The following is a 12,886-nucleotide window of genomic DNA, read 5'->3' as shown; positions in this document are numbered from 1 at the left end:
AGACACAATACGAAATAGTAATGTGGACGACATAGAAAATGAACCACACCACAACCATATTTGTCCACTGAAAATAATGAAACAGATGCTTGTTTTTCATTTAACTGCCTTATACAAATCAACACCCAAGTCCTTACTCGAAAATGTATGTTTTTCAACACTATATAAGTACTTTGAATTTTTGAGTGCAACCAAAATCAAGAACAGTGCATGATCGATTGTATGACTCCTAAATTCGATAGGATCTGATGCAAAGAATCGATTAATACTGAAGCTAGGAAAAAAATAAAAGTGTCCTGAACAACGATACTCCATTGTGACACAAAACCATTTTAAGCTCAGGACGTTCGTCCTAGAGCCGAATGAAATTGATCAATACCAAATAGTACCATCACCTTCGTGAGATGTATCTAACAAAATTAAGATCGACCGTGTTTTAAACAGGTCGAAACGGGGAAACTCCCTATTTCTGTTTATCTGCACAATCATATCGTATCGGCTGAGAAATAACTTCTTCGTATGGGGTGCGGGAAGTAGCTGAAATTCCAGAGTTCAAGAGCGCGTCAAACATCTGGAAGGAAAGCCATCGCATGATCAAACGCATGGTCAAACGTACAGATGAAATCATACAGAAGTATGACACACCGTCGAACTCAGGTTTTAAAGAAACCCCCATATGTACACCTAAAAAATGAGTCCTGAAATACATTGAAAAAACAGAACTGAACCTAAAAAAAATTCAAAGAGTATGGCATCTAGGCATGAATTTAAATAGGCCTAGACACCAAGTATTTTTCAATTAGATCATGTCTTTATGAATAATCTGGTCTCTGATCCTCCGGGATAATGAGTGCCTCCTCGAGTTTCAAGGCCTCTTCCTTATTCTTTTGTTTCCATATCTCGATAGGCACAGAGAATTTCTTTTCAACCTCCACACGATATTCTGGCCCCCCATTGTAAGCACAGAACGGAATTACCTGACAGTCAGGTGTCACATAATGGACACCGCAACGTTTGACCCTCTCAATATCATAATTATATGGGTCTAAGAAATGCATTCCTCCAAAATACATCATCTTCCATGAAAATGCCGCAATATTTGACTTTGTATTTGTACTCATGATATTCTTTATCATAGAAACAAACTGTTTTTTACTCATTCCTTCCGGTAATTTTTCCTCAATTATCGAATTATTCAAAAGCTGCAGAAGTTTAAGCACATAGATCTTTTTGAATCTGGCCTTTTCTGCTTTTATGCATATCTCATTGAGACCTTTCGAGAACTTATCTACATCCATGAATTCGGGGATCGCCACCGCTTTACCCTTGTCATTCATGAATATGTAAGTTCCAAGACCACAATGGGGATGCGTTGTGAATGTTACCTTACTCTCATTGAGAATGATGGAAGCAAAATTAGAGATCGGTGCGATCACAGGAACAGAATACCAATCATCCTTATTTGTGAATCCTGTCTGTTCTCCGAACGAGGTCACAAGGTCCGCGAGTGTGAATCTTCCCTTGGAAACTTCTTCACGGGTTATCCTACCAGTAAATGCTACAGGCTGGAAATTGACACCGCGAACAACATCTGCATTTTCAAATGCAAAACGGGCTATGTCTCCGATCTGATGATCGTTAACACCTCTGACAAGCGTGGGAACAAGAACAATGGACGGGCATTTGCCTGTCTCTTCTTTCAATTTTCTACAATTGGCAATGACCTGAAGTTTGACATTGAGCATCTTCCTGTCCCTTGCCTGCAAGTAAACATCATCCGTGACACCATCAAATGACAGGTATACTGTGTTGAGTCCTGCTTGTGATGCTGCTTTGAAAAAATCATATCTCTTTGAGAACTCGATACCGTTGGTAGCAACCATCACCTGGGAAAATTTCCTTTCTTTAGCTGCTTTTATGATTTCCAAGAACTGAGGATGAATGGTCGGTTCTCCTCCAGAGAATTGAACCGCCGCGCACTTGATGGGTTCCTCCGCTCTGAGAGCATCAAGCATCTTGCATACGGTTTCAAGATCTGGCTCGTAGATGTATCCTTGTTGATTCGCATTTGCGAAACATATGGGACAGTTCATATTACATCTGTTGGTAAGATCTACCATTGCAAGAGCTGTACACGTGAGCATGTCAACCCTCATATTGTCAACAAAAATGTGTACGTTCTCGTCCTTTCCCAGATTAGGGTCCATAGGATTACGGAGACCTATTCCGTCATGAGCATATTTTTCAGCTTTAAGATACATCTCAACGTCCGACCAATAAAGATCGCAAAACTTTCCATGCTCGTGACATTCCTTTTCCATGTAGACCTTACCATCTTTTTGAAAAAGGGTGGCTTCAAGAATTTTTCCGCATTCGGGACAGACCGAACTCGTTCTCTTCGGTAGTCCTTTTTCAATCGCATAATTCTGCATCGTTGCGGTCATATGGTCTACTACGTAGTGATGGGGTATAATGATATCCTATAAACTTGACATTCAAAATATTGAAACTGAGATTTTCGATGCTCGAAACAACTTTACAAATAAAAAAATCATAGGGGAAAATCCCCTTAAAAGATTAATTGCTCTTCCTAAGCGCACTATACTGGATTGCTGCGGCGATCATACTGACCAAACCTACCGCCATTGCGACCCAAACAGCTATACCGACCTGTCTGTCATAGATAACTGAACCATTGGACATTGGATCAACAAAAGTATAGAAGTATATTGCGAGAACAAATATCACAAACCCGACAACCGCCGCCGCAACTGCATTGGTTCTGCTACGAATAGCAAGGAGGACCTCAATTAAAGATAATACACCTATGGAAATAGGAATGTACTTACCTGGGGAATTGAGATTTTCAAACAGACCACCGTCTTTGAACACATCTGATGTCGCAAAGTCCATGGCATTATATGAATTATCAAATCCTATAATAGTTGTGTCCATCCAAGACATAAATACTGTAACGATTCCGACCACAGACATAATTAAAACTACAATCCAATAAATTGGAGCTGACTCATTATTTTCAATCATTTTTCATCTTTTCCGTACTTGAAGTATAATGATGTGTAATTGATACCCATCATTGATTTTTAGTCTAACACCTCACATAATGTAAGTACGTTACAATATAATAGTACTTCTATCCGTTAAAGATTATATACTGTTTTAAAAAAATAGCACAAATTTGAATTGATTGATAATAATGCAACAAAAATCGTTATTTCTTTTTATTTTGATCTCATATGGATTTTATCTTACCACACCGAAATGGATCCGATCCAAATGCCAATAACACCCAATCCCTAAATGGAAGTTCTTCAGAATATATTGGCGTATAATAACGACGGACCGGCCTGGAAATAAGGACTACGACCATAAGTATCATACACAACAACATAGGAATGGGACCTATACCGAACACATCACCTTTGACCACATCTATTCTTATCAGGTCCAAAACAACTAGCAGAATATAGAGACATGACTGTCTTACCAAAGATGCCCATGCCCGTCTGTTTGCAGTCATCATCCTTGACAGTGCCAGCAAATAATTTACAAACAAAACGAACAACAACAGCATGAAAACGAATACTACCGCGGAATATCCGAGATCATTAAAATTGAAAGCAATGGAAAGGTATGAGAATATCCTGACAAAATAAAATGTGGTAAAGGCAAATGCCAATGGACCCAGCACCCACAAATAAAGAGGCGCTTTATTATCAGGGGTTTCCTCTTCCATGGAGCAAAGAATGATTTATACCTATAATACTACTTTCCTGTATGGATACGAGAGAGGCAGGTAACCGTGTCATAAAAGCAGTATGTCGCGGAGACAGAACGGACCTGGTTCTGAATCCTTTGATGGCTCTCATCGTGATATTTGCTTTCATTGTGTTCTCGGTATATTACATGGTCATCGTCCATGATATTCAGGGATATGCGAACCTTCCCTTCCTTTTTTCTTTTACAGTGTTCATACTTGTGATAATAGCCAGCTTCATGCCGCTTATCATCTCGGCCGTGCTACTGATCAGAAACAAATGGCATTCGAAGAGAGAAGAAGAACTGAGAGCAGCGATCATAGACTACTTGGATGCCTGCCAAAAGGATGCAATGACTCTGAAGGACCGCCTAGAAAAGATGATGGAAATAGATGACAGTATACGTCGTGATGAGCATCCTTCTTCCCCTTGGAAAATCATTTATCTCATGATACTGGGTATTGCTGTCAGTTTGTTCTGTTGGTCAGTATTCCCGCTGAGTGAACATCTCGGAGAGGTATCCTATGTCCTTATCATTGAATTCCTATTCATCGGCATAGTTGCGTTCCCATCAATAACCTTAATGCCTTACAAACACGAAAGACATTTCATTGAATTCTATGAAATCTCCAAAAGTTCGTTCTCTGAAATAGGGATCGAACTGAACGATTTCTCACCTACGATAAATTATATGGATTACAATAAAATGCGGAGATACAGTCTTATGACGCTTGGGATATTCTCCATTTATTGGGCATATTTGTGTCTAAGGTCAATGAATAAACATTTTCTATCCCATAAGAAAATGGAATTCATCCTGATATCGTCAATAAAAAAGAAAGAAACAGAACGTATGAAAAATCAAAATTTTGACACTGTGGTGAAATTTGATTCTTTCCGTGATGACATCGTCAGAAAAGATTGATGCGAATACTCTATTCAAAAAAATAACCCATACAATGATTTCCATTGAATGATTGGAGATTCATTAAGTATCCTCCAACGTATTACCCATTAGGTGTAAATTTGAAAAAAACAAATAACGAATCGCTCCCTGAGATGACAGGATGGACCATGCTGATCGCAGGTATACTAGCAGCCATATTGGGAATAATCATGATAATATGGCCTAATGCTACACTGGAGATCGGTCTATTGATACTTGGTATCATCATAATGGTTGTAGGTATAATCGGTGTCGTAAAAAGTGCAGGCACAGACACAACGATGACAATAATCTATGCTCTGTACATCCTTATCGGTCTGGCACTTGCAATAGTACCTCATTTCATGGCCGAGGTCGCAGCATACATGTTCGCGATACTTCTGATATTGATTGGTATCATTCAGATAGCCGACATAGGGATGCCCGTATCTAATAACAAGACCGTATCCTTGGTCATCGGCATTATATTCGTGTTATTGGCCATTATCATCATGATATTCCCTGATCAGACGATCAAAGCCGCAATGTGGATATTCGGTGCATTGTTGATCATTACAGGATGTCTGTTGGCCATTAACGGATGGAGATTCAAATCCCTTAAAGTCACAATTGAAAATTGATTGTGCATCAAACCTTTTCAAGCCTTTTCATTTTAAAAAAATTGGAACATGGTACAGTTATATCTAATCACTCGAAATCTTATTTATATTTACTAGGACGTACTTAGCTCGCTTAAGTATGGTGTCTGGAATGGATCTCTACGAATATTACACATTCATCCTTATCATGATTGCAGAGGTCTTCACCATAATGCTGGTCGCATATATCTACAAAAAGACGAATAAATCCGTAATAAACGATAGATGCGCAATATCCTGGAAAAATGTCCTAAAAGCAACTGTTGTATTCTCAATCATCGGCATTATAACAACTGAATATCTGACGATATCCATTGAAAACGGTATCTTGATCAACATAAGGGATTTCCCTGTTATGTTTGCAGGAATGCTTGGAGGACCTATGGTAGGTATCCCGACAGGGATCGTGGTCGGCGTAGAAGGATTTTTATCTGGGGGCACCACAGCGGTCCCTTCTATGTTGGGCACTATCATCGCAGGCGCATTGGGAGGCTTACTCTGGTATTTTTCCGGAAAGAAATTCCCAACCGTACTCAACGCCGTGATACTCATATTCGCAACAGAAACGATAAACATGTGTCTCATCGCACTTTTTATCGATGACGGATACGATATAATTTCGATAATCGGTCCTGTGATGATCATAGGGAACACGATATGCATGGTTGTCGCTTCGTATATTTACCATAAATATATCCTCGAGGACAAGGAGAAGATCATATGATAGTGATGCTGGACATCGTCTCGTACAAAAGCATCTTCTTGAACATGATAATCGTCGTTTTTATCTTGTTGCTACTTGCCTTTTACCTCCATAAATCAGACCACATGCGGAGCTTTGACAATAATGGAGATTATGATGTTAGGAATGCAATAGTGAAGATCCTATCATTTGGATTCGTGGGAGTGATCACAACACATTTCTTTTCCTATGATCTCGACGGTTATTACGTGAATACCGTCATCTTCGTTGCTACTCTCGCAGGTTTGGCAGGAGGGCCACGCGTAGGGGTGATCGCAGGAGCTATAATTGGCGCCGAAGGCATACTCTCAGGCGCAGATCCACAGATCGCATGTGCGGTCTCTGCTGTGATCGCAGGAGTCATCGGCGGAATGATAAGATGGATGGCGGGAATGAAATACCCCAGAATAAGTTGGACACTTATCGCCGCTGTATGTGCAGAATCTGTGCAGCTTTTTCTGCTTTGGATAGCCTCACCATCGAACCAAGAATTCGTAAGGGATAACGTCATCCTTATGCTGTGTCTTGCTGCATTGTCTGCACTGATATACTCGTCGATCTACTTACATTATATCAGACATAAACCTCTCGAATGGTAATTTTCATTTACCGATATGACCTATGATCAAGATTAATTCATCTTTTACGACAAACGACCTATATTCTTGATTTTCAAAATACATTAAGAGAATGGCCAATTAAGCAAAAAGATCCCAGGATCTGTTTCCCTTGCTACAATAAAAAGTTATATTCCTCGGAAGATGAACATACCGTCCTCATGCAATTCGATTTCCTCTCTACATTATTCCAAGCCGCCTCCATATTGATCGTGGGTATATTCTGCGCAATAATGACTGATTCGATCTTGAAAAGAAAGCATGATTACAAAAAAACAATAATAACGTGGCTTCTGATATTCGTTGCCCTCTTTATCGCCGTATTCTTGATATCATATACATTACTTTACGATGATAATTTAATATCAGAATCCGGCTCAGAAATGATTGAGCTAATCGTTATCTTGTTAGCAGTCTACTCTGGAACCACCATCATCTACTCTGAATCAAAAACGGTCAGATTATTCTCCGTGATGTTGACCCTATCCATGCAGATAATCGTCAACGGCTTCATATGCGACACCTTGTTCTTCCAACTCGGAAAACCTTACGGGGACCTAGGCTATCTGAGCATTCAATTTTCTCTGAATGTCGCCGTGATCATCATCTACATTGCACTTTTCAAACATAATATCAAACGGATGATCGACGATGCTGGAAAAAGTGTTGGAGAGCTCTCTACTGCGCTGGCCATAGTTCTAGCATTGATAATAGTAGATTATTCTGCATGGTATTCCACTCAGGAAATCGAAGCATACTCCATCGGATTTCAAATAAACACTATTACAGTTCTGATACTCTACCTACTGATGCTCTATTTGCTGTTCAAAGAGGTCGCAGCTGTTTCAGAGGAATCTAAAGCCGCTGCAGAACTTTATGCGGCAAAAATGATACAGTGTTCAGTACTCCCTAAATCCTGTCCCCCTGACAAAAGGATAGATGTCAGCGCATACATGTCACCTGCAAGGACGATCGGAGGGGATTTCTATGATTTCTTCATCATGGATAATGGAAAACTCGCCATTGTAATGGCCGATGTATCTGACAAGGGGATACCTGCTGCTTTGTTCATGATGAGATCCAAGGCCATCATAAGAGAGAAGGCTATCTCCGGACTGCAGCCTTCCAAGGTCTTGGAGGAAGCAAACAAAGAACTAATGAGAGATAACGACACGTGCATGTTCGTTACAGTATTCTTCGGATTATTGGATATGGGATCGGGAACTGTCAAGTACTCATGCGCTGGACATAACCCACCGCTCCTCGGTACAAGAGGGAAATACGAGAGACTTCAGGTACGGGCGGAACCCTTCCTTGGTATAGCTGAAAGAAAATATCATGATTCGGAGGTCGTCATGCATCCTGGACAAACCATCTTCCTCTATACTGACGGAGTGACAGAAGCTACGGATCAGACGGAGAACATGTTCGGAGAGGCCAGACTCAAGAATGCCCTGGAAATATCGAACTCAGAATCTTCGACAGGACTTGTATCGGAAGTACGTTTCGCATTAGAAGAATTCACGAAAGAATGTCCGCAATCCGATGATCTGTCCATGCTTGCTATAAAACGTGAAGGACGGAGCATTGCAGTTTTTGTACCTCCCGAAAAGGAAAGCCTGCACATCATTGTATCTACAATAAGAGAGGTCTGTAAAGACATACCTGTGATCGAACCTATAGTATTGGTGGCAGAAGAATTGTTCATGAACATATCAGAACATTCCGGAGCACGCAATGATATCTCATTCGAAATATATTCTGGACATGACCTTGTCGTATTGATATTCGAAGATGATGGCCCGGAATTCGATCCAACCTGTCATAAAAGACAATGTCCGGACCAGGATCTGGAGAACAGAGAACTTGGGGGCAATGGGATATTGCTTGTAAACAAAATATCGCGCAAGTTCACATATCTGAGGGTGAAGGATATGAACAGAACCACAACTGAGATCGAAATCGAACAATCAACCTGAAAGTTTGGCCACCACTACATTTTGACCTATCACTCTGGAATACTGCAAAGAAGTGCATATCCGCTTGACCATCATAAGCCCACGCCCATCCTTGTCATAATTTATCGGATCGAACGGGAAGGAATCATCTCTGAGACACAATACCGCCGAATTGCCATCGGACATCCTTATGGTCACATCAATGTACCCTTTATTTCCGGAACTACCGTGCTCCATTATGTTGATAACGAGTTCTTCACAACATAGACGTACATGTGTACGAAGCTGTTTTCCTGCACCGTTCCTTTCCAAAAAAGAATCCATCGAATCCATCAACAAAGACATGTCCTCTCCGTTATTCTTAACGGACATCTCCAATTCATCACCCTTTGCCACATGACGCTTAATCAGTGTCAACATCTTTGTGCCTGAACGGAACCTCATTATCACCGACATGACCAATATAACTAGGAACACAATTGATTCCCCTACAGCGAATGCAGCCCATATCATGTCCGAATATCCATCGAACACAAAGATCGCCGCGACCACGAGTACCACCAACGACTGCAGAGCTGACACCACCGATGCCAATGCCTTCCTCCCGCTTATCTGGTATATTATCATCAGGAAGTAGTTTATTCCATAGAGTGGAAGACTCAATGCGAACATACGCAAGGCCGTGTCTGAATATGACAATACCGAATCATCCCTTATGCCGAAGATCGACGCTATATCCGACGGGAAGATGAATATGATGATGGTGATGACGATCAAAGACAACATCAGGATCGTTAACGCTCTTTTGATCACCATATCCATTCCTGTATGATCCTCAGAGCCATACAGGACACCGCATACAGGTTGCATCGTCTGAGACGTCCCTCCGATGAATACAGATGATAATACCATTAGATTGATGCAGACCGCCATTACACTGGCCCCTTCTGACCCCAACGAACCGAGAACCAGTATGTTTAGGCCCAGGATCCGAACGGTCATCAGAAGAGATGCGATCGCAACAGGGGCTCCCATCTGAAGGATCGCTACCCTGCTGACAGACCCTCCTTTTCCTGAGAATGATATCATTCTCATGGGATGTCTGCGATGCAAAGACAGGACTATCAATCCAGTAACGTAACCGCAAGCTGTAGCGATCGCAGACCCTCCGATGCCCATTCCAAGACCCGATATGAAAACAATATCCAGGATTATATTCGTAAGACAGAATGTTATCAAGGCATACGTCGAGAGCTTGGGATTGCCGTCTGTCCTTACGAATGCGCACATTCCAGGCAACATTATGGCAAGGACCCCGCTCATCAATATCACAAATGTATATTCCTTTACCATAGGTAGCAGGGAACTGTCACTGCATAGAACGGAGGATATCTGATCCAAAAAGAACAGACCTGCGATCATAAGCAATATGCCCGCGACTATGCTCATATGGAAAGATAATCTGAATATCCGTCTGTAATCATCACGTCTCCCACGTCCAAGATAGGTTGCCGCCAATGTGGCCCCACCTATGTTTATCAATGCAGAGATCGCATTGAGCATCTGTAACAACGGAGAACAAAGATTGACCGCGCTCAATGCATCCGGACCGATCAGATTGCCCACGACTATACCGTTGAACACACTTCCAAGGGCAACGGCCATTGTGGACAGGATCGTAGCTAGAAGATACACTCTGAAGGCCCGATTCATAAGATATGGGTTACGTTGCATCTCCTGATCTTTCAACGACGGTCCACCACCGAACGCAACTTTATGCTCGTTTCGTTCTGTATGAACTCATCGTGGAACATCATCTTCACATCGAGAAGGAATAGATCATTGGGCATTGTCCTCTGAAATGGCTCGTACCCGCTGTTCAAGAACGTAGTCTTGAGCATCTCGGGAGTTATATCCGTGTCCTCCATGCAGAAGACCATCACTTCGGATAGACCTCTCCGTTCTAAAAGAAGCTGAAGACGTCCTCTATATCCGATATCGTCGGACAATATGCTGGCGATCTTATGATAGTTGAAGAACGTCCCTCCGATACGGATAACATCTCCGTACCTTCCGACAAGTGTGAATCTGGGGGTTCCCCTGCCACATTCGCAATCGTCATGGACCCACTTGCCGATATCCCCGATCTCGTAACGTTCCGTATGGCCGTTCTCTCTCATGAAACCTGTAATCAGTATCCTGCCCTCTTCATCCGGACCTACGGGCTCATCCCTGTCCATCTTGACTATCTCCATCCTTTGGATGTCAGAACAGAGATGGAACATCCCCGGTCTACAGCATTTACATGCGAATCCTATTGTCCCGTTCTCATTACTGCCGTACATGAACGATGATATCTGCTCTATGCCGAACTCCTCTTTGAGATATCTTATCTGGCCTTCGGAAATGTGCTCTCCGCTGCAGAAGACCTTCTTTATCTTTCCGTAATCCTTCAATTTTTTCTCATTCGCCCTGAACAGCCTAGTTATGAAACTGGGTGCTCCCAGAACGGCATTCGCCTTCCCTCTTACCATATAGTCCGCGGTCTGCTCCAGACTATCTATGAGTCCGCCGATGTTGAGATGCGGGGCACCTAGTTCATCAAATACTGATATGAAACAATTCATTCCCCCGTACATATGGCCTGCTTTCAACAGGTCCGCCACGACATCCTTTTCGGGGTCCAGACCTGCCGCCATGAAACTCTGGGCCGCAGGCATTATGATGTATTGTCTGTAATCCTTGTCAGTGTAACTGCAATAAAGTGGGACCCCTGTCGTTCCCCCGCTCTTCATGATCGTCCTGGTACCATTCTCTGGTACTGATGGATAATCCTTCTTGACCTGTATCGGCCCAGATGTTTTTTTAATTTCAAGCCTGTGCATCTCGGATAGGCTCACTATGCCGCACATATCCTCTTCCGTACGGAAAGAGACCCTCTTCATAAATCTGGATAGCGCGAACATACCGTCATGCGGCTCTCCTGTGTAGGACACGCTCATGGAACCTACTGGAGTTATACGGGTGACCCCGACACGATAAAGAATCGACACAATGTCGTACATCTCTTCTTTGGCACATGCAAGACCGGCTGTCTGAAGATACGCCCTCATTCCGTTGAGCCCCCTTACTATATCTGCATGAGGCATTGGCGATACCCATATTGTGCGGAACAAAGGAGAAGGCAAGAATTTTGAAGAATAACTTACCAAAACACGGCAGTCCTTCCTCTCTATCACTGTCCCGTCATTAAAATACAGATCCGCTCTATGAAGATGGACCACTGAAGAGATCTCAGCTTTCTGAGCAATGTCCGGATCTGGAATAGGGTATGCCATTCCGACCTGTTCTAGGGCATCGGCCAACATCTCTGAGAATCTCAATACCTCTTCCCTGTCGTTCGTGTCCACAAGAACACATTGAGGACTGGAACAGGATTGCTGATGGTTCCTACAGACAGAATGAGCTATGCCTTCTACGGTATCATTGTTCATCTCCGAAGGAGTGACATACGCAAAACTTATCTTATGGCCCCAGACGACGACCGGTATGTTGGCCGGCGTCATATCCTTGACCGATCTTACTGCGTCCTCTCCTCCCCATACGCTGACGCAATCGGCATGTCCAATGACCTTTTCCATTATGTCCTTGCGAGAGGACGATATGCGAAGAAGGTAGATGAATTTGGACAGATTGGAGAACTCGGATAATGTCCTCAGGAACCAAGAGGCAAAACTCCCTGTACCTTTGGCCACTTTCATTATATTCACATTACCGGTCAGAAGCCCCTCCACTGAAGCCATGGGGGCGACCACCAATGAGTTTCCGGCTGTTATGTGCACTATTACGCCCATCGGGGCCCAGCATTCATATTTCTGCTCACGATAATTTACACGTCTCGGATCTGCGGGCTTCTCGGTCCCTAATTCTACGATCAGTTTTGTTTCAAGAGAATCTCTGGCAAGTGCAATAGAAAGAGTTTGTAAAACACCATCTGGGTCTATACAGTCGTCCTCCTCCAGAGCATCAAACATCTCCTTTCTACGCTCTTTGAGGATATGGGACATGCGATCACACGCATCTAGAACATCTTCGGTGCACAATACTTCGGACATTGAGTTGATAAGATCCTCGGTCAATCCGTTGATATGTTGCTCCAACTCATTGTCACCTATCTCGACACCTTTCCATATGTGGGTCATATCA

At 42.6% G+C, this 12,886-nt stretch carries 10 protein-coding genes; 5 read left to right on the top strand and 5 right to left on the bottom strand.

Features of this window, described 5'->3' with window-relative positions:
• Nucleotides 1-812 precede the first annotated feature (812 nt).
• The 3 genes from KRP56_02850 to KRP56_02840 all read right to left on the bottom strand — a co-directional run bounded on the left by KRP56_02850 (nucleotide 813) and on the right by KRP56_02840 (nucleotide 3,757).
• Nucleotides 813-2,444, bottom strand: coding sequence for a radical SAM protein (locus KRP56_02850; protein ID UAL08203.1), 1,632 nt, complete (start codon nucleotides 2,442-2,444; stop codon nucleotides 813-815).
• A 133-nt stretch (nucleotides 2,445-2,577) separates the two neighbouring features.
• On the bottom strand, nucleotides 2,578-2,955 hold the full coding sequence (locus KRP56_02845) for a hypothetical protein (protein UAL08202.1): 378 nt from the start codon (nucleotides 2,953-2,955) through the stop codon (nucleotides 2,578-2,580).
• A 298-nt stretch (nucleotides 2,956-3,253) separates the two neighbouring features.
• On the bottom strand, nucleotides 3,254-3,757 hold the full coding sequence (locus KRP56_02840; GenBank protein ID UAL08201.1) for a hypothetical protein: 504 nt from the start codon (nucleotides 3,755-3,757) through the stop codon (nucleotides 3,254-3,256).
• 41 nt (nucleotides 3,758-3,798) lie between these two features.
• Between KRP56_02840 and KRP56_02835 the strand changes: the two genes are divergently transcribed.
• The 5 genes from KRP56_02835 to KRP56_02815 all read left to right on the top strand — a co-directional run bounded on the left by KRP56_02835 (nucleotide 3,799) and on the right by KRP56_02815 (nucleotide 8,701).
• Complete coding sequence (locus KRP56_02835) at nucleotides 3,799-4,704, top strand: hypothetical protein (protein ID UAL08200.1); 906 nt, start codon at nucleotides 3,799-3,801, stop codon at nucleotides 4,702-4,704.
• 101 nt (nucleotides 4,705-4,805) lie between these two features.
• Nucleotides 4,806-5,345, top strand: coding sequence for a DUF308 domain-containing protein (locus KRP56_02830; GenBank protein ID UAL08199.1), 540 nt, complete (start codon nucleotides 4,806-4,808; stop codon nucleotides 5,343-5,345).
• A gap of 130 nt (nucleotides 5,346-5,475) precedes the next feature.
• Nucleotides 5,476-6,087 carry a hypothetical protein gene (locus KRP56_02825; GenBank protein UAL08198.1) on the top strand — a complete coding sequence of 204 codons (612 nt, stop codon included), beginning with the start codon at nucleotides 5,476-5,478 and terminating at the stop codon, nucleotides 6,085-6,087.
• On the top strand, nucleotides 6,084-6,704 hold the full coding sequence (locus KRP56_02820) for a hypothetical protein (GenBank protein ID UAL08197.1): 621 nt from the start codon (nucleotides 6,084-6,086) through the stop codon (nucleotides 6,702-6,704). Before KRP56_02825 ends, KRP56_02820 begins: the two co-directional genes overlap by 4 nt.
• A 179-nt stretch (nucleotides 6,705-6,883) precedes the next feature.
• Nucleotides 6,884-8,701 (top strand): SpoIIE family protein phosphatase, encoded by a 1,818-nt coding sequence (locus KRP56_02815; protein UAL08196.1) that lies wholly within the window; start codon nucleotides 6,884-6,886, stop codon nucleotides 8,699-8,701.
• Here KRP56_02815 and KRP56_02810 read toward each other — a convergent pair.
• Together KRP56_02810 and KRP56_02805 are read right to left on the bottom strand one after the other, a co-directional pair.
• Nucleotides 8,693-10,429, bottom strand: coding sequence for an ATP-binding protein (locus KRP56_02810; GenBank protein UAL08195.1), 1,737 nt, complete (start codon nucleotides 10,427-10,429; stop codon nucleotides 8,693-8,695). The genes KRP56_02815 and KRP56_02810 overlap by 9 nt on opposite strands.
• Complete coding sequence (locus tag KRP56_02805) at nucleotides 10,426-12,882, bottom strand: aldehyde dehydrogenase family protein (GenBank protein ID UAL08194.1); 2,457 nt, start codon at nucleotides 12,880-12,882, stop codon at nucleotides 10,426-10,428. Before KRP56_02805 ends, KRP56_02810 begins: the two co-directional genes overlap by 4 nt.
• Between the last annotated feature and the right edge of the window lie 4 nt (nucleotides 12,883-12,886).

This window comes from Candidatus Methanogranum gryphiswaldense (assembly GCA_019262145.1).
GTDB classification, from domain to species: domain Archaea; phylum Thermoplasmatota; class Thermoplasmata; order Methanomassiliicoccales; family Methanomethylophilaceae; genus Methanogranum; species Methanogranum gryphiswaldense.
Note: the sequence above shows the minus strand (reverse complement) of the source record. Positions and strands in the feature narration are given on the sequence as shown.